Source organism: Lysinibacillus sp. NPDC092081 (assembly GCF_044755845.1).
Taxonomy (GTDB): Bacteria; Bacillota; Bacilli; order Bacillales_A; family Planococcaceae; genus Lysinibacillus.
On sequence record NZ_JBIVRU010000015.1, the window covers coordinates 77818 to 103132 of the forward strand.

The window sequence follows — 25315 nt, forward strand, 5'->3', positions numbered from 1 at the left end:
ATGAGCAAAAATATCGTTGTTATAACAGGGGCTGGCAGTGGTTTAGGTGCAGCACTTGCTAAAAAATATTCGTCTTTAGGCAATCACATTTGTTTACTCGGTCGAACGAAATCAAAGCTTGAGAATACGGCTAAAACTTTAACCAATGGCTATTCTATTTACGAGGTTGATGTTACTTCGAAACAAATGGTCGCTCAAGTAATTCATTCTATACACGAGGATTTTGGATCAATTCAGTTATTAATTAATAATGCAGGTGTCGGCTATTTTGAGAATGCTGAAAACTTGAATGAGGATTCAGTTCATCAAATGATTGACATTAACCTAAAGGGAACCATTTTTTGCACACAAGAAGTGCTAAACGGTATGAAAGAACGAAATGAAGGAACAATCGTCAATATCGTTTCTACAGCTGGTCTAGAAGGAAAAGTAACGGAGTCTGTTTATTGTGCTAGTAAATTTGGTGTACGAGGATTTACAGAGAGTCTAGCACTAGAATTAAGCGATACATCTATTAATGTATGTGCTGTATACATGGGTGGTATGAGCACAGAATTTTGGGACGGGATATTTACTGAGGAAAAAACTAAGACATTAATGGATCCTAATGACATTGCGGATATTATTATGAATAATATTAAACCAAGAAAAGCGTTAGCTGTAACTGAGGTTGTTATTAAAAATCGAAGATAAACGTTAACAAAGGGAGTTATAATAATGTTCATTGTTCTTGTAAAATATGTACAACCATTAAGTGTAGTAGATGCTTTTATGCAACAGCACATTGACTTTTTAGATAAACATTATAAAGAAGGCCATTTTATCTTTTCTGGACGTCGCGAGCCTAGAGTCGGTGGTGTTATTCTAGTAAATTGTCATGAAGAAGACACTGTAAAAGGAATCATAGAAGAAGATCCTTTTCATATAAATAAAATTGCTGAATACGAATTAATTAAGTTTTCACCAACTAAATTTGATGAGAAGTTTTCAACATTTATAAAAAATGTTCCAATTAATTAGAAAAAGTATAGATTTTTCATAAATATACTCCCATAAGGTGCGTTAATAGGCAATGACCAGATACTCAACTCGTTTTTGAGCCTGGTCATTTTTTATTGCATCAAAAACTTAGTTCATATTGGCCGAACATTGTCTTTTTCTCCGTGACAAAGTACATCTATAAAGAAAAATGAAATGCAATCCATATTTCGATGAAAATTGAAATATTTATCTTGTACTATAAAAATTGAAAGTACGGATAGGAGGAGACTAAATGACTCAAATTGCTAACACAGAAATGATTAATCCAAAAATTCTATACTACGGGACACCTGTGATTTTATTAACTACGCAAAATGAAGATGGCACAGTAAATATTAGTCCACTTTCATCATCATGGGCGTTAGGGGATTGTATTATATTAGGGATTGGGCTTGGGGGAAAGGCTATTGAAAATTTAGAACGACATCCTGAATGTGTAATCAATGTCCCAGGTCCTTCATTATGGGAGAATGTAGAAAAGTTAGCTCCTTTTACAGGAAAAAGCCCCGTCCCTGAATATAAGAGAGCAAATGGATTTACATTTGAAAAAGAAAAATATGAAATTAGTAATTTAACGCCAACCGAGTCTAAATCAGTAAAGCCTACAAGAATTGCAGAGTGTCCAATTCAACTTGAGGCAAGAGTAAAACATATTCGAATCCCTGAATATGCTCCCTTTTTTGCCATTGTTGAGACACAAGTAATACATGTACATGCTCATAAGGAAATTATAGTTGAAGAAAATTATATTGATCCAAATAAATGGAGCCCACTTATTTATAATTTCCGCCATTATTTTGGACTTGGACATCAACTGGGGAAAGCTTTTAGGGCAGAAATTTAATTTGCTATCTTTAACAAAGATCAGTTCTCTTTTTAGAATGGGAATCTGGTCTTTTTGTGTTTATTAAGATTCTAAGTTACAAAACTGTCATATTGAGCTGTTTTTATTAATGTAAAACGATGGTTGTGGTATTAATTCCTTGTTATAGTTAAATTAAGGAACTTAATAACCTTGTACCAGCTTAAAGGAGAAATGAAAATGAAGCCATCATTAAAAATCTATACGCTTCTAATTGCTATGATTGTTGCCTTTTATAGTTTAACGCCAACAATCGTACATGCAGACTCAAATGAAAAAATTCAAAAGATTGAACAATTTGTTAAAGAGCAAAAGGAGATTAGTAAAATTCCAGGAATATCGTTAGTAATTGTAGAAAAGGGGAAAACGGTTTATGAAAAAGGCTTTGGATACGCTGATGTTCAGTCAAAAACACCTGTTACCTCTAATACATTATTTGAACTAGGATCTACATCGAAAGCATTCACGGGACTAGCCATTCTAAAATTGGAGCGGGAAGGCTTACTAAAACGTTCTGATGATGTCCAAAAGTATATCCCATGGTTAAAGTTAAAATATAATGGGAAGCCTCAGTCAATTACTATTAATCAATTACTGTATCATACAAGTGGAATAGCTACTAACACAATATCTAATATCCCAAAAAGTAACGAACCGAATGCTCTTGAGTTAACTGTGAAAAAATTGCTTGATCAGCCATTAAATAGACAACCAGGTAGCTCATTTGAATACGCAACAGTCAATTATGATGTTTTGGGACTCGTTATTGAAAAGGTTTCAAAACAACCCTTTGATACGTATATCAAACAGCAAATATTAAAGCCACTCTCTATGAATGATACATTTGTTGGGATTCATCAAGTTAAATCTAATGAGATGGCCACGGGATATAAAATAGGACTGATGAGAGGGCAGGAATATACTCCACCGATCTACCGTGGAAATGTACCTGCGGGTTATGTAATAAGTAACACAAGCGATATAGCAAAATGGTTAAAGCTACAGTTAGGAACTAGCCAAATTGATTCGATTGATCATAAAATTATTCAAGAATCGCATATCCCAGATCAATCTGTAGAGCCTTTCGATAAGGACACATATTATGCAAGTGGATGGGGAGTTATGGGGAAAGAAGAACAATATATATCCCATGCTGGTGAAAATCCAACATTCTCATCTTATTTCATCATGCATCCCGATGAACAATTAGGAGTAGCCGTATTATCCAATATGAACTCGAGCTATACAACTGCGATAGGGCGAGGTGTGATAGATTTGTGGGAAGGGAAAACGGTAAATACTATTCATTCTGACATCTTTCAGAATTTGGATAAAATTATTTCACTTATATGTGTTATTGTTGTAGGCTTGGGGATGTTTTTAAGTATTCTATTGCTTACAACCTTAAGGGAAATTGTTAAAAAACAACGAATTAGAGTATCTTTAAATATAAAAAGAACTTTTTTATTAATCGTTCATTCTTTAAGTGTTGCAATAATTTTTGCACTTATCATTATGTTCCCGAAACTATTACCAGAGGAATCAAATTGGGAGTTTATTAAAGTATGGGGTCCAACCTCAATCACTGTGCTATTTTATAGTGTTATAGTGTCAGGTGTGATTTATTGTTTATTGGGATTAGTGAAGATATTAACCAAAAAAGGAAAAAGAAATAAAAATGTAGAGATTTGATTATTTTATGAAAAACATGGTAATACGAAAATAACTTTAGGTGAAAGGGGAGAATCCAAATGAAAAAAAGATCATTACGTTTTTTAAGTAGGGGTATTGGGTTCTCAACTGCTGTTTTTTTCTAAAATTAAGTTTATAGGGACGAGTCTGCCCTTTTTTAGAAAAATAAATAAAAACCTAGAGGAGATTAACCATGAACAATAAAATAACACGTAAAAATCCAATCCAAGTACCTAGCCCTGTTGGCAATTATAGCCATCTTACAATACTTCCAAAGGATGCAACAATATACGCATTATCTGGACAAATTGGAGTTGGGGTAAACGGGGAAATGCCATCATCACTTACAGAGCAGGTTAAGAATACTTTAAAAAATATCCAATTAATATTGGAGGCAGAGGGACTTAACGCAGACAATGTGGTGAAAGCTAATATTTGGGCAACTGAAGAAATAGATTGGGATGACTTCGATCAACAATGGGAAACGATGTTTGGAAATCCTTATCCTTCTATGACGATAGCTTATATTACTGCTTTAGGACTCCATGATATTAAATTGGAAATAGATATTTGGGCTGCTAAATAAGAGAGTAACCGACAAAATCTTAAATGATCTTGTCGTTTTTTTTATAAAGTAAATTTTAGGGTATATGATAAGAGAAAAATGGTCACTTTTCCTAAGCGGAAAGTGACCAAAAAATAAAGATTTAATGATGGGGGTGTGTTTCTTGCTCAAGGTATGAGCAAGCTGGAAGCGAATTGAGTACACTACTATTTTATGAAGGAAAAAAGCTTTTTGTTAGGTATTTGTCATTTTAAAGTTTTTTGGGTTAGGAACGTTCCTTAGAATTAGTAGAAGCTTTAAGCAATGAAGGTATAGTCCAATAAGTACCCATGCGCCACAACCATTCAAATGGTCCAAATTTAAAGAATTGCAGCCAAATCTTGCTAAACAGTAATTGGAAAATGTAAATGCCTATGCAAATCCAAAGAGATTGGATAAAACGAATATTGCCAATAAGGTCAAAGGCATTGCCAATTAGTAAGATTAGCGCTGTTTGCCCTAAATAATTTGTTAATGCCATTCGGCCATAGTCTTTTAATGGTGAAAGCAAGGCCTGGCATAAAGGATGTTTGAGTAATAACATTAATAAACCTACATAAAATGCAGATACAAATGGGCTAAATTGAAGCCCGATTAATGAAAATTTTTCAATGTTTGTCACATGTTCTGTAAATTCATCTTTTGTCATATTGTTAACGTTCGCCATTGCCTCTGGGACATAATGCCATTGATACAGCAAGCCCACTATGCTAAAAAAGAACATTATCACTGTAAAGATAAATATGTTTTTACGATTGTCATGGATCTTTTCGAAAATTCGATACTGCCCAGCAGCTAATCCTAGTAAAATAAGTGGAAACGGCATAGCAATTTTGATGCCATAATAAGCAGTTACCGCTAATAGTATAAGTCCTATAGTAACGTTTATTTCTTTTCGGACTTTGTAAAATGGTAAAGCAATTAGCCCGAAAATTGCATAGACGGTTAATGCTTCTCCAGGTTGGAAATAAAAATGTACAAGCCCGATTAACAATAAAATAATCATTCTTCTAATAAATAAAAGATAGGCGTTATTATTTTTAGCCATTGCACGGGAAATAAAAATATAAAAGCCTACACCGAATAAAAATGAAAAAATCGAGAAAAACTTACCTTCCACAAATAATATTAAAAATCTATTGTATGCAATATCTATAGATGTGTCCGGTGTATTTATCCATAATAATGCCGGAATATTTACTAAAATAATTCCTAATAAAGCAAATCCTCTTAAATAATCTAGTGTATCAATTCGTTTGTTTAATTCAATTGGTTGCATGTTATCTCCTCCTCCCTTACAAAGTATAAGAAAATTGTCCATAAAGTAGTAACGATGAATGTTACGCCAATCTTACAAAATCGTCATATAACATTATTCATTTTCTGGATACATAGATAAAATATCTTTTGCCTGCTGTCGTAAAATATTGATTAATTCATTCGGTTCTACAATTTGAGCATGCATACCAAGTCGATAGAAGAGGGGGCTAATAAAATGTAGTTCACCTTTGTCTACAATGGAATCAATATAACCTGTGCCATCTTCTTTTATGACGACTAAGTCTTGAAGGCTTGGTTCACTTCTGCATTGTCGTACACCTTCCCTTGATAATAGTACATGTAAACGAATGGGTTGTTTAATCTCATAGGTGTTGCCAAACCACTCTTCCAAATTTATAAATTCCTCTTTGTTTTCTTCGCTTTCTACGATAGAAAGAATACGATCTACACGAAACAATAATATTTTTTGTTTAGTGAGATCGAAAGCTGGCATATACCATAATCCATCATGAGCATAAACACCAATAGGGTGAATATATTTCGTTGTTGTACCTGATTTGGATTCATATTGAATATGTAGATTTTTGTTTTCAATAGCTACCTCTAAAACAGCTTTCAATAAAGGTGTTTCAATCGCTCGTTTAGGATTCCAAAACGCGATATAGGATTGAAGTTTATCCACTTTCCGCTTCTCCTCCTCCTGAAGTGAGCTATAAAGCTTATGAGAAGCGGACTTCATTTCCGTATTAAAAGGTAAATCACGGTAATAATGCAGTGATTGGAACGCAAAGAAAATCGAAACCGCCTCATCTTCTGTAAATAAAATAGGGGGAAGAAGTCGGCTCGTTAGGACAGAATAGCCACCGTTTCGTCCTTGTTCAGCGTAAATAGGCAAGCCCATATCACTTAAATCTAAAATATATCGATGAACTGTGCGAATCGAAATATTGAATTCATCAGCAACTTCCTGTGCAGTAAATTTCTTTTTTGCACTAACAAACAGAAGGATATCTAATAAACGTTTTGCTTTTGACATTTTCTCACCTTTTCTTTTAATCATGACAGTAGTTGTCACGTTTTATGTATATTATAGATATTGTTCATGAGTTTTACAAAAGAGAAAAGGAGATGACGTTATGTCACGAGAAATCATTTTATATATTGCGACTAGTTTGGATGGATTTATTGCGAAAGAGAATGATGATTTACAATGGCTAGAAGAAACAGAAGGGGAAGGGGATGCTGGCTATTCCGACATGTATCAATCCATTGATACCATTATTATGGGTAAAAGAACGTATGATTGGGTTGTAGACCATATTGAGTCTTTTCCATATCCCGATAAGAAATGTTATGTATTCACAACGTCACAAAATGGAAAAAACGAACATGTTGAGTTTGTAAATGAAGATGTTGTAGCGTTTACGAAAAAATTAAGGGAACAGGAAGGCTCGAAAATTTGGATGGTTGGCGGGGCAGGAATTCTCGATACCTATATGAAAGAGAAGTTAATAGATGAATTAATTATTACAGTTACACCGCACCTATTAGGCTCTGGAATTCCATTGTTTAAGGGTGAAAATCCATATCAAGATTTGAAGTTAGTCAATACACAACGCTATGGACAAATGGTGCAAATGCATTATAAGGTGAAGAAAGAGGCTAAATGATTAATTAGATTATACCATGAACCTGGGGTTGATTTCCGTTCCCGTATCACTTTGATCGATAAATTGCGTATATTTCAAGTGTTTAACTCGAAATGAAGAAAGACGATTTTTCATACTTTAGGGGAATAAATATAACAATTCAATGGGCTAAAATCACCTAATGAAGGAGCCTTTGACAGTCTGATAGAGTTAAACAGATTATATTTTCAAAAAAAAGCGTATGTTACAGATTTTGAACATACGCTTTTTCGTTAACTTGTTTTTTGTTTTTTATTTGCGAGTAAATCATTATCAGATTGAGAAAATGAAGCAAAGAAGTGAAATAATCCAGGTAAAACAATCACCATACCAACAATCGCATATATTTGACGCGTACTTAAATCTAAAAATGTTGAGGAAGCAAACAATATCCCTAAAGGCATGGTAACTCGAAGGAATAGTAATCGAACTGCACTTAGTTGGGTTAAACGATCTCTAGGAGCCTCACGCTGAAAAATTGCTGTACTTTGGGCATTGAATAAAGGAAATATCATTCCCCCAAACAATTCACACATCCATGCAATAGGAATTGAATTTACAAAAAACAAGAGTACGAATGAAAGGCCTCCTCCGATTAAACCGAGATACATCGTTTGATAGGTTTTCGGTAATTTCGTAAGTAGTACCGTACCTACGGCATAACCGACTGGGAAAGACCCAGAAAAGATTGCATATTCCCACGAGTGACCATTAAGGTCTCCACGTATGAAAGGAATACTTAAAACCATCGTTGCTCCAACCGCAAATTGTACCGTAGAAGAAAGAATGGTGAGTCGCAAAAGTTGCGGATATTTAAAGAATGTTCGATAGCCTTCCTTCATTTCTGCCAACCAAAATTTCTTTGTCCAAGTTGCCACTTTCTTCGTACTTGATTGAGGGATACGTGAAAGTGCGAGAAAGCTAGCAAGGAACATAACAGATGAAAATCCATATATGTAATGTATAGGACTGACCATCAGAAATAATGAAGTTGCCCCAGGAGCGATAAAACTCATAAGTCGAATAGTTCCATCTAGTAATGCATTTGCTTCAATAAGTTCATTCTCTTTACAAAGGTCAGGTAAAAGTGAAAAAGATAGACTTGCGTAAATCGGTTGCATCAAACCTAATAAACACTGCAAAGCGACTAATCCTAAAATAGTTCCCACGTCTGAACCAAATAAATAACCAACTAGTGGTAGAATGTAGGCTCCAGCACGAATCAGCTGTATGTTTCGAAGCACTTTTTCCTTCACAACATGGTTTAGGAGCGGTGCACTGATACCTTGCAAAATTAAAGAAGGGATAAAATAAACAAGCCAGAGTACACCCATCCATTCCTTTGATCCTGTCAATTCATACAGTAACAATCCATTAATGATTCCCCCAGCTGCTCCACCAAATTCTGATATGACTTCACCTATCCAAAGTGCTTTAAATGACTTAGAGAACTTCTTCATATATGAACTCCAAGGTACTGAGTGAGCTGTCCAGAAAAAGTGTTAATCTGCGTTAGGTTTGCCGAATAGATGCCTTTATCAACGCGAATAAACTTTGCTGCTTTTAATATAGATAGTTGGTGATGCAGTGTTGTTTTAGAAGTATTAAACTGCACACTCATCTCTTGCAGTGATAAAGGTCCCTTTAGAAGCTGATAAAGCAATTTCAATCGAAGTTCATCGCCTAACGCCTTGTGACCACGGATTAATTCATTCGATGGAACACCTGGCTCCAACAAATATTCTTCCTTCAAAGGATAAAAGAAAAGTTTAGTATCAGGTGTGCGTTTTTCTAAGACCCACGGACGGTAAGATACATGCGGAATTAATTTGACATTCCAGACAGAAGGTTCAGGGAAATATTTGATTCCACCCGTAATTCGTTCGATTTCCTCAGTAGGATTTGTAATATCCAATAATCTGTATTGCCTCTGCTCGAAAGCAAGTGCCTGAGTCCATTTTTCCCATTCTTCTTGTTGGCTTACCCACTTATACCACTCATCCAATGTATTGTTGAATAGGTCGCAAATTTCTTGTTGTGAATAGTGACTAAGATTACGCACATATCCACCTAAATAATCGTGGTCTTCAAAATATGTAGCATACTTCTCAAACAATTCACCTTGATGATGTTCTGTGGCTGTCGCTTTTCTTATCGACTCTGTATTCCGATCTTTGTAAGGCAAAAGTATGTCATAAAAACAATCGATTGGAATTTTTGAAAGCTGATTCGAAAAATCTTGAACAGACGATGCAGATAGTTTGTCTTGAAGCATAATCAACCCATACCATAAATTGGTCTCCTCAATCACCTTCAAATGCTTTAATAATGATGAAGGCATTGAATCTTGCTCTGATGTCCACTTTTCATCATAATCGAATGTATGTCGAAGTTGTGCATGTGTGTATCCTGCAATACCAAGAATCACTTCCCAAACAGGTGAGGATTCTACTTGTAAGGAAATGGTTTCAATTGGCTGTGGGGTATAAAGATGTTTCATAAAAAACCTCCTCATTATGTATTTCTTTTATTCTAAATAAATCGAATATTAAATTCAACTAATTTGGAAATATAAATAGATTCTCTTGTAACAAAGTTTGTATCTATATATATCGACCCTTGGAAGTGAATACCATCTGATGAACCTAAAGTGACGCGTTGGGTTGATTTCCATTCCGGCTGGGAGCTTTCCTGGGGTCATCCGATGAGCCGCTTCGGCCAAATGGATGTTGGACACGAAGGCGTTATCACAGAACGTGTGATGTTTTTAGCCTTACTGATCCCCTAGGAGTCCTCAGCCTTCACTCTAATCAACTTTAATGGCTCTTTTAACAAATGTTCTTTAAAATTTGAGTAATGATCCGTAATATTAAATCTATAAAGATGAATAGGAGGGTTCATTTGAGTAATAAATTTCCTCGAAGAATACATATCATAGGCTCTGTTGGAAGTGGGAAAACAACTTTAGCGAAAGAATTATCCGCGACATTAAATATTCCTTATTATGAACTAGATAATGTTGTTTGGATAAGACAAAATTCTGGTGATATTAGAAGAACCGATCCACAAAAAGTAGATTATTTGAATAATATTATTCTTACGAATGCATGGATTATTGAGGGTGTTCATAATGAAGACTGGGTAGCGCAAAGTTTTTCGAATGCTGACTTAATTATTTTCTTAGATACACATTATTTCATACGAACCTTTCGAATAATAAAGAGATTTACATTACAAAAACTTGGTTTGGAAAAGTCCAATTACACACCATCTTTTGCGATATTTATTAAAATGTTTAAATGGAACCGGCATTTTGAGGAGATTGGCAAACTTAATTTTTATCACAAATATGGAATGTATAGTGACAAGCTATTAGTTATAACAAATAAAAGAGAATTATTTTAAAAAGCGTATCCAAAACCAATGGATACGCTTCTTACTTGTATTTATTAAGCATTTTTCTTTGTTTTCGTTGCTCGTTTTCGTGTTGCAGGCTTTTTCGTTTTTTCTAAGGAAGCTTGAAGTGCTGTCATTAAGTCCGTGACATTATCAGGTACTGGCCGTTTATCGCTAGCTGAAATTGTATTCGTAGCTTTTTTCTCCTCTATAAGCTCCATTAAAGCATTGCGATAATCGTCTGTATATTTTTCAGGATTAAATTCGGTTGTTAATTGATCGACTAGCATCAATGCAGTTTCTAGCTCTTTTGGAACAATGTTTTGTTCGCTTGGAATATTTGGAACATCACCAACACTTCTTACTTCATCTGGGTAATGAATCGTTTCCATCACTAAAGCATTTTGATAAACGCGGACAATCGCTAATTGCTCTTTGGAACGGATAATAATTTTAGCAACGCCTATTTTTCCAGATTGCTCTAACGTTTGACGTAACAGGGAGTAAGCCTTTCCGCCAGTCGAATCAGGGGATAAAAAATAAGTGCGTTCAAAATAAATAGGATCGATTTCAGTTAATTTCACAAAATCAATGATTTCAACGGCCTTATCTTCATTTTCCTTACGCAAGTTCTCTAATTCTTCTTGATCTAATACGACAAACTTATTTTTGGCATATTCATAAGCCTTGACAATATCCTCATCTTTTACTTCTTGGTTACAGCCTTCACAAACTTTTTTATAGCTAATAGGTGTATGACATTCTTTATGGAGCTGTCGCAATTTAATATCTTTATTTTCTGTTGCGGCATGAAGTTTTACCGGTATATTGACAAGACCAAATGAGATACTGCCTTTCCAAACTGTATGCATTTGTATCACCTCGTTTTTCTTACTATGATATATTTTGCTTATTTTTATGTATCGTAAAGTGAAATCGTCAAAAACTGAAGGTAAAAAGCAAAGTAGGAATTCAAATGAAACCAATGCTATTAACGGAAGTGCTCGAAACGCCTATTGGTGAGGAATGGATATACGAAACAAAATATGATGGATTTAGATGTATGTTAGTATGGGACGAACAGCCGATGTTAATAAGCAGAAATGGCAATAACTTAACTCACTTGTTTCCAGAGATACTTGATTTTTGTAAGAGCTTATTTACTAAAATTAAAAAGTTTTTACCATTAACATTTGATGGTGAATTAGTTTGTTTAACGAATAACTTTAAAAGCGATTTTTCGCTTGTCCAAAAAAGAGGGCGCATGCAAAACAAAGAAGTTATTGCTACTCACGCAAAAGCCTTTCCTTGTCATTATATTGCTTTTGATTTACTGAGCTATAAAGGGGAGTCGCTGACAAATAAATATTTAAAAACACGCAAACAGCAACTTTCTAAGCTTTTTTCGACTTTAAAGCTCCCTGTGACCGTCAGTTATGAGGATCCATGTCCTTTGCAAGCGATTAGCAGTGTGGAGCATAGTGAGCCTCTTTGGCAGGCTATTAAGGTTTACGATGGAGAGGGAATGGTTGCAAAGAAGATAACAAGTAAATGGATTGGCGATAAACGCTCGACACATTGGTTGAAAATAAAGAATTGGAGATATGTCACGGTCATAGTGACGAAATATGATCATGGAAATGGTTATTTTCATGGCAGTATTTGTAAACAGGGGGAGCTAGTTGAAGTAGTTATTTTTAAACATGGAATGTCAGAGGAAGAGCGGAAAACACTCATTGCTTTTTTTCAAGCAAATGGACAGAGGAATAATGAAACTTGGGAGATGGAGCCATCCATTTGTCTTGATATCGCCTGTATTGATTTCGATGGAAGCAAATGTCGAGAACCTCGTTTCCATGCATTTCGACTGGAGATGTTGCCAGAGGATTGTCATTGGCAGCATATGCAGCGACAACTTTTTCCTATCCCAGATACTGTTCAGATTACGCACCCTGATAAGCCTGTTTGGCCTGAAATCGGTATTACGAAGGATGGTTATTTACACTATTTGCAAATGATCTCTCCGTATTTATTACCTTTTTTGCGAGATCGACCACTTACGTTAATTCGATTTCCTCATGGAGTCCCAGGTGAAAGCTTTTATCAAAAAAGTAGTCCAGAGAACATACCTGCGTTTGTTGCAACTGGATGGATGGACGATATTCATTATCTAGTATGTAACAATCTTGAAACTTTATTGTGGCTAGGCAATCAGCTTGCACTAGAGCTGCATATTCCATTCCAAACGTTACAAACAGAGCGTCCGACTGAGATTGTTTTCGATCTAGATCCTCCTTCTGTTGAGCAATTTCCACTTGCTGTTACCGGAGCACTGGATTTAAAAGAAATTATCGATTATTTTAAGCTACAATCTTTTGTTAAAACGTCGGGAGGTAAGGGAATACAGCTTTATATACCGTTACCTGAAAATGCCTTTACTTATGAAGAGGTGCGAGTATTTACTGAATTTGTCTGTCGTTTTTTATGTGAGCAAAAACCGGAATTGTATACAATTGAGCGTTTAAAGAAGAATAGACATCAAAAATTATATTTAGATTATGTGCAGCATGCAGAAGGCAAGACGATTATTGCTCCATATTCAACTCGTGGCAACGAAAAGGGCTTAGTGGCAACGCCATTACACTGGGAGGAAGTCAATGAGCATTTAACACCAGACCTCTTTACTATTCCCGCTGTACTAGAGCGAATGAAAAATGTGAGCAACCCATTTAAAGATTTCCGTCAGGTAGGGGAGAGACAGGATTTTCAATCAGCTTTAGAGCGTTTAAAAGAGCAATGATGTGCTTACTTTGTATGAACAGGCTGATAGGAGCAAAACTTCGATAAAAGTAAAAAGCGTCGATTTTAGTGTCGGTGCTTTTTAACAAACTTATTATTTCTTTTTGTAATCTATGTCTCTGAATAGTTTTTAGTTTTATTTGATCAAAAATTAATGTTAAATTACTTATAAGGTTGACTTGATCTACTTATTATTTCTGTTCGTTAAATTGGGGATTATTTAGCGAAAATTAATAAGAAAGGTGGGATAACTCTTATGGTTTATCATGCAAAAACAGATATTATTTTAGGAATAACTATGTTTTTATTGGTTTGGATCTTTGGGGCTATATCACTGTTGGTGTTCATCACATCTTTATCAACTGTTATTATTATGTCAACGTCCTTTATTGTTTCAGTAGTTTATTTTTGGTGGTACGCAAATTCTATTCGGTTTATTTTCTGTGAAAATTATCTATTAGTTAAAGGTGGCCCATTCAAAAGTAAGATTCCGTATCAAAGTATAACAAGGGTTTTGCCAACGACAGAGAAGTATACTGGTTATCTAATTTCATCATCTGATAAGGGTCTGGAAATATTTTATAAAACAGCAGCTCACGGTAGTATAAAAATTTTACCAGAAGATAAAATGAAGTTTATTTTAGAATTAAAAAAACGATGTCCCAATGCACAGATTCCTCAGAATCAACAATTCGAGTAATTGGTTAAATTTGTTTTATCAGTAATCCCTACTTTTTATTCTGATTGAAAGGGATGGAGTAGGATTTTCAATATGTCTTGGATCATTTAAATGGATGAAAGAGAGGGTCAAATTAATAAGCCCTCTCTTTAATTTATATCAACAACAGCTTAAATTTTAAGGATTTGCCAATTCCCTTAGTCGTTCTATATTTTGCTGGTAAATCTCCGGTGAACTCCAATCTTTAAAGATTTCAGGTATTTCTGGAACCTCGTTTTGATTGCTCTTTTCTGCAATGAAAGTTAATTCTGAAATGTAATTTATAATTTTTGAGATATCTTCTTTTGTACCTGTTGGACCGTGTCCGGGTACAGCTACGTCAATTTCTAGTCGTCCAACTTTTTTTAAAATATTGCTCCATTTCACAAGGTCAGACTCTTCAAAAAATGTTGGGTGACAATTCACAAATAATAAATCACCCATAAATATTACTTTCTCGTCAGGAATATAAAGCATTGCATCACAATAGGAATGGCCTCCTCCTAACGTAAAGAGCTTTGCACTGCGTTCCGTTCCTTGAAAGGTCATTTCATTGTTAAACATTTGGTTCGGTAAGACTAATTCCAAAGTTGGTAATGATTCTTTTAATTCATTTAGAGAATTTATTTGGTATTGTATTGTGGGATCGTTAGTTTGATGTAGCTGTTCTTTTAAGGATTGAATATAGTCTTTTAAGCCTTGAATATCATTTTTCTGTTTACTAAATCTTGAGGGGTGAACGTCTCTTATTTTTGAGTATGTAATATGGCTTGAAATAATAATAGCTTCTTTAAATGTTTGGTTGCCCCGAATATGGTCGCCATGCCAATGACTGTTAACAACCCATGTAACAGTGTGGTTTGTTATTTTTTCAGCAATTAGCCTTAAGTCTTCAGATGCTTGTTGGGTGTTAAATGTATCAAAAACGATAACTTTATCGCCTAAATCGACAAAACCCGCATTTGCTACAGCCCCGCCACCTCCTTTAGCTATTGCTGCATAAACACCTTTACCAATTTGTTCTAGCTGAAAGTGTTTACTACAAAATGGATTGTTCAATTAACTCACCTCTTATTTATTTTGTTTCCTATATTTTCTATATTCTATAATGATTAAAACAATACCTTTAAGATTCAAAAGTTACTACATCTGTATATGTATTCGTCTTGCCCAGTAATACATGGTATTTTTATATGGTAAAATGTGATGAAATTTCATAAGTTTAGCCAAATGTTTATCAGGGGAGAGAGGACAGCTTGCTCTAGTTTTGAATCTTTAAGGCTCGTAAAAAGCAAACCAAAATAAACGCAAATGTAGTCCAGTGCAATATCGAGAAAAGATGGCTATATAGAGTGATAGAATTAACATTTGAAAGGCAGGAGATTTTGATGGATAAACAAAAGCAAGACATCACATTCCCAACTAAAGATGGTGTGTTCAATATGAGGGTCGGCGCAATCATTCTCCGAGATGGTAAAGTGCTGATGGTTAAAAATAATCGTGACTCTTACTACTACTCCGTTGGGGGAAGAGTGAAATTACAGGAAACGTTGGAAGAAGCCGTTATCCGTGAATGTTTTGAAGAAACAAAAGTGCATTTTGAAGTTGATCGTTTAGTGTTTATTCATGAAAACTTTTTTCCCCTTCAGAGTGGTACATATGGAGAAACGCAATTTCATGAAATATCATTCTTTTATTTAATGAAATCAAATGAAGTCGAAGTCATGAGTGAAAGCTATACAAGTGATGGTATTGTAGAAAGTTTAGAATGGTTACCTATTTCGAATCTTCAGGATGCCTTTCTATTCCCAGAGTTCTTTAAATCAGAACTCACTTGCTTGCCTGCTGAAATCAAACATTTCGTAACCGTTGAAGAAAAACGAACATAAAAGAAAACAGAGAGGATTACTCCTCTCCAGTTAAGTCTGCTTTAATTTTGGGCATTCTTTTTCTCTAAGTAATCCAGAATCCCCATAGACGAAACAATTGTATCGAATGGGATTGTTTGATAAACCGGATGATTTTCTGCGATGTCATTTTCCTGTAAATAGTTGTACAAAAGTGCCTTTAAGCGACTATCTAAAAATTGTACTTGTTCTTTAAAATCACTAGATACCAATAACGCTTTTTTTCCTTCAGCTAGAAATAGTGGTGTCCAGTAGCGCACTTGTCTGTAAGCTTCAGCTGGGTTTTTATAAGCGCCGAAATGACCGAAATACAATTCTGTAGCATTTAATTTTTCGTAAAGCTGAATAGATTGCTCCATTGTATCTGGGTCATACTGATTCGGTGAAGTGGAGGGAATAATTAGATCAATTGATTCGCTCTCCATTTCTGGATAACGTACACCAGTTGTATCTCCAACAAACAATCCATTCGTAGCAGAATAAAGTATGGATACATGATGTTTTGCATGACCTTCTGTATGATAAAACGTTAGCTGATGTTGACCTAAAGATAGTACTTCCTCATGTCCAATTTCTATAATACGTTCAGCATCGATAGGTAAAATCGGATCAAATAGACGATCAAACTCTGTCCCGTAAACACTCTTTGCACTTGCGATTAGGCGACTAGGATCCACCATATGAGATACACCTCGTGGATGAACAACGAATGTTGCATTTGGGCAGCTTTGTAAAAACAAGCCTGCACCTCCAGCATGGTCTAAATGGATATGCGTAACAATTACATATTGAATATCCTCTAGATCAATATGTAACTCATCTAAACCTTCTACAATATATGGCATAGAAGGACTAGCAGAAGTCTCGACTAATGTAATTTTTTCATCGATAAGCAAATAAGAGCTTGTACGCTGTTCCCGATTTAAATCATGTGTATCAATACAATAAAAATTTGGTGCAAGTTGTTGGACTCTCCCCATGTAAATAATCCCCCTTTGTTTCTGTTGAGCGTGAAATATTCTCTTATATACAATTTTTATCTACAAAAAGTAGTGGTTATACTTTATAATAATAGAAAAATATACTGAATGTCCATTCATTTTTTTAGGGGGATCTATTAATGGAGAAAAAAATTCGCTACGATACACGAAAAGTCCATCGTGTTAATTTAGCTATCATTTCAATTTTGGCAGTGCTAATTTGTGGACCGTTGATACTTTCAAAGGGCATTATGTTCTTATTCGTTGGACTTGCCGTTATGGCATTAGCAGTTTGTAATTATTTTTTACCTATTAATACATACGTTAAAGGCTTTATTTTTGGAATGATTCCTTCGAATGTTGTCTTTACGTTATTTTTAGTCGATAGCTTCTCATTAAATAAACATTATATTTTACTTTGTTCGGTGGCCATTATTGCCCTTTATTTTAAGAAAGAACTACTATTATTTTTTGGTGTGCTAACAAACATCAGCTTCCTGATACTTTATATTACTAAGTCTGAATCATTATTAGGTCCATTTGATGATCTAACAGTATTCATTACGCTTCTAGCAATCATGAATGGCGTTATTATTGCATTGTATTTAATCGCAAAATGGGGCAATGAACTAATTGAGCATGCTGCCATTCAGCAAAATGAAGTGAAGGCGTCATTAAATCATCTAGAGAATACGTTTCATGAAATTGAAAAAAGTAGTCAAGAATTGGATGAGCACGTTACACAATTCCAACAAAATATGCAGAGTATAACAGGAACGAGTAAACAAATTCTTTTAGCTACTGAGGATATTTCCGCAAGTATTCAGCAGGAGTCATCTAGCCTACAAATGATTCATGGCACGATGAAGGAATCTGTGTATTTTGTTACCGAAACATTCGCTATTTCTAAGGATACTGTTTCTAAATCTACTGATTTGCAGCAGGAGATTTTAGTAGGGTGGGAGAAAATGCAGGATGCGATGGTGCAGATGGGCGTGATGAATCAAGCGATGAGTTCTACAGCCGAAACTGTGAATGAGCTACAGAATAGCTTGAAAACTGTAGATAGCTTATTAAAGGGCATACAGCATATTGCAGAACAGACGAATCTACTTGCTCTTAATGCTGCAATTGAAGCGGCAAGAGCAGGGGAGCATGGTAAAGGATTTGCCATCGTTGCAGATGAAGTGCGGAAATTAGCAGAAGAAAGTGCTGCTATTACGGTAAGTATTACGAATGTAACTAGAAATTTGTTCGAAAAATCAACAGAAGCTCATCAACGCTCTGATGACGGAGAAAAAGCATTACAAAAAGGTGAAATGCTTTTACAAGATGTGAGCAACTTCTTCAATGTTTTGAAAGATTCATTTACGAAGGCCAATATTGATTTAACTAGAGGGATGAATGAATTAAGTAGCGCCATTACCCAGTTTGGAACCATCCAAGTACAGATTGAAAAACTGAATGACATGACCGAACAAAATGCAACTTCCACAGGAGAGATTGTGCACTCGGTGGAGGACGAAAATAATATGCTAGAAATGATGACGAACACAACAAGTCGTATTCAGGAATTAAGCAATACATTAAAGTCGCTTGTTATGAAAAACGAAACGGAATCATTTTAATAAACGAGAAGCCTACAGTCAATGTACTTGATTGTAGGCCTTTGTGTATGAATCAAACATTGGCTTTGGTATAATCGATATTCCTTAGCATGGACACATACTGTCAACTTATAGGTTCCACTCTCTTCATAGATTCTTAGTTAAGCGCACTGTAGAGAGTCGTAATAAATAGAAAAGGTTTTAAAAGGGGATGAAGAGGTGTTATTCATAAGTATCGTATTATCCATACCTATATACGGCTTTTGTATTTGGAGTTTGTATCAGCCGGAGGAAAGCTATTTCTTCTTTGATCGATGGCGATACAAAGAAATCCCTGAGTTATCAGATATTCAAATCAAATTGATTAGAATCGGTAGCGGTCGCGATGATTGTTTTCACAATCTATCTTATTGTTGTGGCAATTGATACATTTAGGCCTTGATACTTAATTTGTTCACACAGTTATCTTCCTAGTGAATTGTTCTATCGAATTTGAGCTGGAGCTATGAAGAAATTTAATTTTATTTAGAAATTATTGATATTTCAGACGAATGATTGATGTAAATGGGTTGTGCTTTTAATATACTATTTCATAAATAATGATGAAATAGGAGAATGTTGACATGATAAAAGGTTTATATGAAGCACATTTACCAGTTAGTAATTTAGAAAACTCGATTGTATTTTATAAAAAATTAGGGTTAGAACTCGCCTATCAAAAAGGAAAAGTTGCTTTCTTTTGGATCGTTAAAGGAGAAAGCTGGTTAGGATTATGGGAGAGCGATAGTGTTCACTTAAAATACCATCCATCTATCCGACATTTGGCGTTTAAAATTGACGAAGAAGATCTTGAGCATGTAAAAGAGTGGTTGTCCTCAATTGACATTGAAGTTCGAACTGAATTTGGCCATACTTCCGAACAACAACCTTTAGTATTATCAAATAATCCTCATGCACATGCAGCAATCTATTTTTCGGACCCAGATGGTAATTCATTAGAATTCATTACACCATTGAGACTAGATGATGTTGAGAGTTTTAATGAGATGTCTCTTGAAGAGTGGAGAAAACGTCAATCCTTTTAACCTTTAAATTCTTTTGGACAAGTATTACTTCAGCAAAAGAGCCTGGGACATAACTAAATGGTTCCTTCATAAAGCCGAATAATCTCTAAATTAACAAAACACGATAAATAGAAAAACCGAACTATTCCGAAACACTTCATGAGCGTTTCATTGGATAGTTCGGTATTTTTGTTGGCTGAAACACTTTTGTCCCAGCCTCTTTCTATTACTAGAAAGTATAATCTCCATTAAATCACTATTTCGTTGTTACATTTTTCATTGCATTACTGTCATGATTATATTTAAAAGTAATTGCAAAAATGAATGCCAAAACAAGCGTATACGCCCCGAAAACCAACCAAATGTTTTGCCAATTTCTTATTCCGTCAACTGTGAAATAATCAACTACTTTTCCACTAATGATAGCTCCTAAATAGGCGCCTACGCCATTGACCATTGTACTAAATAAACCTTGAGCGCTACCGCGAATGCGGTGGTCGACTTCTTTTTCCATAAAAATGGCTCCCGAAATATTAAAGAAATCAAAGGCGCAGCCGTAAACAATCATTGATAACAACAATAGTAAAAATCCTCCGCCAATCGGGCTGCCATACCCAAAGAAAACAAAACGTAATGTCCATCCCACCATACTAATTAGTATTACTTTTTTAATGCCATACTTACTTAAAAAAAATGGAATGGTCAGAATAAAGAATACCTCTGAAATTTGTGACACTGATAATAAAATAGCTGGATATTTAACAGCAAAGCTATTTTTATAATCAGGGTTCAATGCAAAGTCGTGTAAAAATGGATCTCCAAATGTATTGGTAATTTGAAGCGCAACACCTAATAGCATTGAAAAAATTAAAAACAAAGCCATTTTTTTATTTTTAAAAAGAACAAAAGCGTCTAGTCCCAAAAGGCTTACTAACGACTTGTCCTTAATTGCATTAGAAGTAGGGCAGGCAGGAAGAGAAATTGTGTATAGTGCAAGTAACAACGAAGAGCCGCTAGCTATAAATAGCTGAATATTACTTAATTCAATTTTGGCAAGACTAATAATCCACATCGCAAGAATAAATCCAATTGTCCCATAGACACGAATAGGTGGGAAGTCCTTAACAACATCAAAGCCTTTGTTTTCCAGGTAATAATAAGAAATTGTATTCGATAAAGCAAGTGTTGGCATATAAACGATTGAGTTAAAGAGCATTACCCAAAACATCATGGTAGGATCTGAAATTTGAGCAGCTGTAAAAAGGGTAATTGCACCGAGGAAGTGTAATATTCCATATAAAACATTTGCTTTTACCCAACGATCCGCAATAATGCCTATCAGACTTGGCATAATAATGGCTGCAAGACCGTTAGAACTATATACGATTCCAACTTGTGCGCCTGTAAAATGCAACGTATTAATCATATAAGAACCAAATGTCACAAGCCAAGATCCCCAAATAAAAAACTGAAGAAAAATCATTGTTTTAAGACGTAATTTTATATTCATTTTTTCCTCCTAGAAGATGTTGGAGTTATTTTTATTTTGGTGAAAAATAACTAGGGTAATACTATAATGTCTGTTTTAATAATTTCATTATGCATTAATCATTCAATTAAAAATTTTTTTCTCTTATATGAGGAAATAAGAACCAAAATCGCTACATTGGACTCTAGAAATGGTGACATAACTAAAGCATTTGCTCCTAATGTCAGATTCATACGAATTTTAATTGTGTTGCCATTATGGTGAAATTTGGTTTTGGCTACAAAGGAGGTTATATTGTGAAAATCTCTTTGAAATTTATAAATTTGTAAGGACTGAGTAAGAAAAAAGAGAAAATTGATTCGTACAATGAAAATATAAGGGAAATTAAATGAGTGGTTGCACTGCCTGCTAAAAGCATATCGAGCGGGGAAGGTGACTCCGTAGGAATAGTAGGAATGAAGTTTGTGGGACGAAGTGGTTTAGGCAACGTCCTCGTTAAGCGTCCTCCCTAAGTGAAATGAGCAGGAAAGTACATATTTTGGTGAAAAACTTTATTTAATTTTAGAGTCTGAATAAGGGAGAAGTTGACATGCAATTAGAGAGTATTTTTTCTTTAACATCATCAGATACACCATTTTATTTATTTTTATCAATAGTATCTATCGCGATTGGATTATGTCTGATTATTTTTGGTCTTGTAAAGCAAAAAAATCATAAAAAGAGTACGCTAGCAACTTGCTGCATTGTTTTAGGATTTTTAGTTATTATTACACATGCAATTCAAATCGTTGCGGGAACAATTTAATGCTATAACAAAAAATAAAACAGCTTAGCTAGGACAAATATTGTGGCAGCTTCAGCAATATCAAATAGCCCAATTTCTCAGTATTAAAATTGAGAAATCGGGCTTTTTTTACTCCAGAAAAGCGGTCGATTTTAGAAGATCAAAAATGATTAAATTGCTTATACTTCTTGAACCTTAGCACCAGTTACTAAATAGAGTTCACATGGCGGATCTTTATGTAAAAAAATAATGATTGACTCGTTTACCTTTTTAGCATCCTCTATAAATAAGCAATGACTTGTATTTGGCAACATCATGGTTTCTATATGGGGAATGCAGGCTTTTGCTTGCTTTAGAGCACGTCTAGGATTGTAGATGACCTCTTTGTCACCCATCAATAATAAGGTTGGAACTTTAATAGTCTCCAGATTCTCTTTTGGTATCACTTTCGGGATGACTGGCTTTACCTTCCATTTGTAATGCAACACCCCGTAAATGAATTGATCAAAGACTTCGTTATCGATGGTATTCCCTTTTGCGATGAACCAATCACAAAAAAATCGCTGGATGAATCCCTTACGTCTTATGGCGTTTATAAAAGCAAGACGAAGGAAAAATTGTTTATGAAACGGGACAAATGAAGCAGCAGGGGCTAAGAGGACCATCTTGTTTATCCTGCTTTGTATGGATGTCGCGATATTCAATGTTAAATACCCACCTGCAGAATGTCCGATAAAATCTGTTTTTTCAATATCAAGATAATCCAGAATTTCTGTCATCCATTTCCCCATGTCCTCAGGATTGCTGATGGAACGAAGAGGTTCACTTTTGTTTATATCCCCGATTGCATCAACTGCATAAACGCGTCGAATCTTGCACAACGCTTTAATGTTTGCATACCAAATGGTTGATCCCATTCCAGCCCCGTGTAGCATAATAACTGGCGGAAGTTCCTTTTCTCCAGATGCTATGACATACGTATTTCCGTATGTTGTCGGTATATTTAATATTTCATATGAAACATTCCAACGTTTTAAATTATTGCTATAGGCTTGCTGAAAAAGTTCCTCGCCTTCCGGTGTTTTGAACGCCATCTTATCCTCTCCATCATATAAAAGTATTGGAACACTCTAGTAAAGAATATGGGTCTAGACAGCAGAGAATTTTGAGCATGTTCCTGAACCCTTGAAAACTTCTACTATTTCTACACCTTAAAGAGAAAGTAATAAAGTAGAGATAGCCCCTCTATATTCCTATTTTAGGAAATAGAACAAGGATTGTATATAAAAATAATTAGGAATGGATAGTCTACTTCATTAACTATATAGCTAGTTGTCGATATCAAGTCATATGTGACGATGCTACCGCTCTGATTAGGTAACCCTAGTGTGGTTTGTAGATACAAGTGGTACATGGATAGAGAAATTGAAGTACTTCGTATACTCTTTAATTGGAATAGTATGCGAGCTATTGGCAAGCACATGAAGCTTTCTAGTACAACTTAGAGTGAGAAACAATATTTTGGTTCAAATGATGAATTATTCAAAAAGATACTTTTCAATATTCCTTGACAAGAATATTCTCCTTTAGTTATATTGTGATTAACAGGATCATAAAACCTGTGCTGATGTAGATGATATTTTACCGGCAACCATCATTTTACGAGGTGAGCGACATGTCAGGGAAAATTCCAAGAGTAAACATAACGACGTTGAGCGCTTTGTCTGAACCAAATCGTATGAATATCGTTGAACTCCTGCGCCAGGGTCCTCTAACCGTGGGTGAGATTGCCGACCAACTGGGATTGAGGCAGCCTCAAACTTCAAAGCATCTAAAAGTACTAAGCGACAACGGGATTGTGGAAGTGCAGGCTGAAGCTAACCGTCGAATCTACAAACTCCGGCCAGAGCCATTCCAAGCGCTGGATTCATGGATACAGTCATTCCAGAGTGTAATGCAAGAAAGATTCGATAATTTAGATGAATATTTGAAGGAATTGCAGAAAAAAGAAAAATCATAAAACCATTTCAGCATCAAGGAGGAATTACAATGTCAAACAATTCAATGGTATCAAGAGTAGAAAACGATCGCGTACTTATCCTGGAGCGCGTTTTCGAAGCTCCACGAGATTTATTATTCAATATGTTTAAAGAGCCAGAGCATCTGAAACATTGGTGGGGGCCTAGAGGATGGGAAATTCCAGTCTGCACCGTTGATTTCCGTCCGGGAGGCGTTTGGCACTACTGTATGAAGTGCGTGGATGAAAACCTAGGTGACTTTTTTGGTATGGAAGCGTGGGGAAAAGGGGTTTATAAGGAGATTATCGAGCCTGAGAAGATCAGCTATACTGATTACTTTTCGGATGCTGAAGGTAATTCGGATGACTCAATGCCGTCGACCGATATTACATTGGAATTCGTCGATTTGGGAGGAAAAACTAAGCTGATAAACCGTGCAGAATATGTATCTGCAGAAGCCCTTAAGACCGTTATGGATATGGGCATGCTACAAGGCATCACAGAAACTTGGGACCGTTTGAATGAGCATGTGCAATCTCTAAAGCAATAGTAAAGCCTTCTTAGATAAGTAAAATTTAAGAACATTTTTAAGGGAGTGTAAAAATCAATGATTAATAAAATCGGTCAAATCATGTTGTATGTTAATAACCAAAATGAAGCAAAAGAGTTTTGGACAGAAAAAGTAGGGTTTAGTGTAATTTCAGAAGAAGATAACGGCCAAGGAATGAAATGGATTGAAATTGCTCCAACTAAAGAAGCTGAGACAAGAATTAATCTCCACAACAAGGAATTAATTGCTAAAATGCAACCTGAAATGAATCTGGGTACACCTTCTTTGATGTTTTTCTCGGAAGATTTCGATAAATTATATAATAACTTATTAAACAAAAACGTTACTGTCGGAGAAATCGTAAATATGCCTTCAGGTAGGGTATTTAATTTTGCGGATAATGAAAACAATTACTATGCAGTAATGGAAGCAAAATAAATAATTTATGAGTGCGATGCTTGAATAAAAGCATCCCACTTTTTCTGTGTTGGCTGATGTATTGATAACGGATCGATTAAAGCATTTTAGGTTATATAAGTACCGATTCAAATGGAAAGTTAAAACAAGCGATTGATGACTATATTCATTTCCTGCTCTATTCTTTGAAGAGAAAATGTATGATACTTTTGAAAACGATACAAAAGGAGAAATATAAGAAAAAGAGGGGGAGATAGGAAAAGAAGGGGTGCTAGCAAAAGAGGTTCTAGTGCAAAAAACTTCAAATAAAAGATAAATAAGCCGAGGCTGGGACATAACTAGCTTCAATTAGTGAGAAATCCGAATTTGAATGAATTCAAATTCGGATTTCTCTATTTTTTTATGTTGTCTCCAGATA

The 25315-nt window shown here is 35.1% G+C and carries 25 protein-coding genes; 16 read left to right on the forward strand and 9 right to left on the reverse strand.

The window, feature by feature from the left end:
* The 5 genes from ACIQLB_RS18760 (at position 1) to ACIQLB_RS18780 (ending at position 4181) form a co-directional block, all read left to right on the forward strand.
* The gene (locus ACIQLB_RS18760; RefSeq protein ID WP_400729124.1) at positions 1–693 is read left to right on the forward strand and encodes an SDR family oxidoreductase; all 693 of its coding nucleotides are present in this window, start codon (positions 1–3) and stop codon (positions 691–693) included.
* Positions 694–717: 24 nt separating this feature from the next.
* Positions 718–1020: a YciI family protein gene (locus ACIQLB_RS18765; protein WP_400729127.1), complete on the forward strand. Its 303-nt coding sequence runs from the start codon at positions 718–720 to the stop codon at positions 1018–1020.
* Between the two features lie 253 nt (positions 1021–1273).
* On the forward strand, positions 1274–1885 hold the full coding sequence (locus tag ACIQLB_RS18770) for a flavin reductase family protein (protein ID WP_400729130.1): 612 nt from the start codon (positions 1274–1276) through the stop codon (positions 1883–1885).
* 198 nt (positions 1886–2083) lie between these two features.
* Complete coding sequence (locus ACIQLB_RS18775; protein ID WP_400729132.1) at positions 2084–3595, forward strand: serine hydrolase domain-containing protein; 1512 nt, start codon at positions 2084–2086, stop codon at positions 3593–3595.
* Positions 3596–3788: 193 nt separating this feature from the next.
* Entirely contained in the window at positions 3789–4181 is a 393-nt protein-coding gene (locus tag ACIQLB_RS18780; RefSeq protein ID WP_400729135.1) for a RidA family protein, read from the forward strand.
* 244 nt (positions 4182–4425) lie between these two features.
* On the opposite strand, the gene ACIQLB_RS18785 is transcribed toward ACIQLB_RS18780, so the two are convergent.
* On the reverse strand, positions 4426–5478 hold the full coding sequence (locus tag ACIQLB_RS18785; protein ID WP_400729138.1) for a DUF418 domain-containing protein: 1053 nt from the start codon (positions 5476–5478) through the stop codon (positions 4426–4428).
* Between the two features lie 93 nt (positions 5479–5571).
* The gene (locus ACIQLB_RS18790; RefSeq protein WP_400729141.1) at positions 5572–6516 is read right to left on the reverse strand and encodes a helix-turn-helix transcriptional regulator; all 945 of its coding nucleotides are present in this window, start codon (positions 6514–6516) and stop codon (positions 5572–5574) included.
* 100 nt (positions 6517–6616) lie between these two features.
* Between ACIQLB_RS18790 and ACIQLB_RS18795 the strand changes: the two genes are divergently transcribed.
* On the forward strand, positions 6617–7150 hold the full coding sequence (locus ACIQLB_RS18795) for a dihydrofolate reductase family protein (protein ID WP_400729144.1): 534 nt from the start codon (positions 6617–6619) through the stop codon (positions 7148–7150).
* A gap of 251 nt (positions 7151–7401) precedes the next feature.
* On the opposite strand, the gene ACIQLB_RS18800 is transcribed toward ACIQLB_RS18795, so the two are convergent.
* Both ACIQLB_RS18800 and ACIQLB_RS18805 read right to left on the reverse strand, forming a co-directional pair.
* Complete coding sequence (locus tag ACIQLB_RS18800) at positions 7402–8628, reverse strand: MFS transporter (protein WP_400729147.1); 1227 nt, start codon at positions 8626–8628, stop codon at positions 7402–7404.
* Complete coding sequence (locus tag ACIQLB_RS18805; RefSeq protein ID WP_400729149.1) at positions 8625–9668, reverse strand: ArsR family transcriptional regulator; 1044 nt, start codon at positions 9666–9668, stop codon at positions 8625–8627. The genes ACIQLB_RS18800 and ACIQLB_RS18805 overlap by 4 nt, the downstream gene beginning before the upstream one ends.
* Positions 9669–10069: 401 nt before the next feature.
* On the opposite strand from ACIQLB_RS18805, the gene ACIQLB_RS18810 reads away from it, so the two are divergent.
* A complete protein-coding gene (locus ACIQLB_RS18810) occupies positions 10070–10573 on the forward strand; it encodes a P-loop NTPase family protein (protein ID WP_400729152.1) in 504 nt (167 codons plus the stop codon).
* Positions 10574–10617: 44 nt separating this feature from the next.
* Here the strand turns inward: ACIQLB_RS18810 and ku are convergent, their stop codons facing one another.
* On the reverse strand, positions 10618–11436 hold the full coding sequence (ku, locus tag ACIQLB_RS18815; RefSeq protein ID WP_400729155.1) for a non-homologous end joining protein Ku: 819 nt from the start codon (positions 11434–11436) through the stop codon (positions 10618–10620).
* 104 nt (positions 11437–11540) lie between these two features.
* On the opposite strand from ku, the gene ACIQLB_RS18820 reads away from it, so the two are divergent.
* Together ACIQLB_RS18820 and ACIQLB_RS18825 are read left to right on the forward strand one after the other, a co-directional pair.
* The gene (locus ACIQLB_RS18820; protein WP_400729158.1) at positions 11541–13364 is read left to right on the forward strand and encodes a DNA ligase D; all 1824 of its coding nucleotides are present in this window, start codon (positions 11541–11543) and stop codon (positions 13362–13364) included.
* Positions 13365–13619: 255 nt separating this feature from the next.
* On the forward strand, positions 13620–14063 hold the full coding sequence (locus tag ACIQLB_RS18825) for a PH domain-containing protein (protein WP_400729161.1): 444 nt from the start codon (positions 13620–13622) through the stop codon (positions 14061–14063).
* 156 nt (positions 14064–14219) lie between these two features.
* Here ACIQLB_RS18825 and ACIQLB_RS18830 read toward each other — a convergent pair whose 3' ends face one another.
* Positions 14220–15140, reverse strand: a complete 921-nt coding sequence (locus ACIQLB_RS18830) for an MBL fold metallo-hydrolase (RefSeq protein WP_400729163.1) — start codon at positions 15138–15140, stop codon at positions 14220–14222.
* Positions 15141–15469: 329 nt separating this feature from the next.
* Between ACIQLB_RS18830 and ACIQLB_RS18835 the strand changes: the two genes are divergently transcribed.
* Positions 15470–15970, forward strand: a complete 501-nt coding sequence (locus ACIQLB_RS18835) for an NUDIX hydrolase (RefSeq protein ID WP_400729166.1) — start codon at positions 15470–15472, stop codon at positions 15968–15970.
* A gap of 41 nt (positions 15971–16011) precedes the next feature.
* Here ACIQLB_RS18835 and ACIQLB_RS18840 read toward each other — a convergent pair whose 3' ends face one another.
* Entirely contained in the window at positions 16012–16968 is a 957-nt protein-coding gene (locus ACIQLB_RS18840; RefSeq protein ID WP_400729169.1) for an MBL fold metallo-hydrolase, read from the reverse strand.
* 140 nt (positions 16969–17108) lie between these two features.
* On the opposite strand from ACIQLB_RS18840, the gene ACIQLB_RS18845 reads away from it, so the two are divergent.
* Both ACIQLB_RS18845 and ACIQLB_RS18850 read left to right on the forward strand, forming a co-directional pair.
* Positions 17109–18596: a methyl-accepting chemotaxis protein gene (locus ACIQLB_RS18845; protein WP_400729172.1), complete on the forward strand. Its 1488-nt coding sequence runs from the start codon at positions 17109–17111 to the stop codon at positions 18594–18596.
* A gap of 602 nt (positions 18597–19198) precedes the next feature.
* Positions 19199–19660: a VOC family protein gene (locus ACIQLB_RS18850; RefSeq protein WP_400729175.1), complete on the forward strand. Its 462-nt coding sequence runs from the start codon at positions 19199–19201 to the stop codon at positions 19658–19660.
* A gap of 235 nt (positions 19661–19895) precedes the next feature.
* On the opposite strand, the gene ACIQLB_RS18855 is transcribed toward ACIQLB_RS18850, so the two are convergent.
* On the reverse strand, positions 19896–21149 hold the full coding sequence (locus ACIQLB_RS18855; protein WP_400729178.1) for a nucleoside permease: 1254 nt from the start codon (positions 21147–21149) through the stop codon (positions 19896–19898).
* 568 nt (positions 21150–21717) lie between these two features.
* Here ACIQLB_RS18855 and ACIQLB_RS18860 point away from each other — a divergent pair.
* Positions 21718–21933, forward strand: coding sequence for a hypothetical protein (locus ACIQLB_RS18860; protein WP_400729181.1), 216 nt, complete (start codon positions 21718–21720; stop codon positions 21931–21933).
* Between the two features lie 158 nt (positions 21934–22091).
* On the opposite strand, the gene ACIQLB_RS18865 is transcribed toward ACIQLB_RS18860, so the two are convergent.
* A complete protein-coding gene (locus ACIQLB_RS18865; RefSeq protein ID WP_400729184.1) occupies positions 22092–23006 on the reverse strand; it encodes an alpha/beta fold hydrolase in 915 nt (304 codons plus the stop codon).
* Positions 23007–23587: 581 nt separating this feature from the next.
* Here ACIQLB_RS18865 and ACIQLB_RS18870 point away from each other — a divergent pair.
* The 3 genes from ACIQLB_RS18870 to ACIQLB_RS18880 are packed head-to-tail and all read left to right on the forward strand — an operon-like array spanning position 23588 to position 24918.
* A complete protein-coding gene (locus ACIQLB_RS18870; protein ID WP_400729187.1) occupies positions 23588–23932 on the forward strand; it encodes an ArsR/SmtB family transcription factor in 345 nt (114 codons plus the stop codon).
* 29 nt (positions 23933–23961) lie between these two features.
* Positions 23962–24480: an SRPBCC family protein gene (locus tag ACIQLB_RS18875; protein ID WP_400729190.1), complete on the forward strand. Its 519-nt coding sequence runs from the start codon at positions 23962–23964 to the stop codon at positions 24478–24480.
* A 57-nt stretch (positions 24481–24537) separates the two neighbouring features.
* Positions 24538–24918 (forward strand): VOC family protein, encoded by a 381-nt coding sequence (locus tag ACIQLB_RS18880; RefSeq protein ID WP_400729193.1) that lies wholly within the window; start codon positions 24538–24540, stop codon positions 24916–24918.
* The last annotated feature ends 397 nt before the right edge of the window (positions 24919–25315 follow it).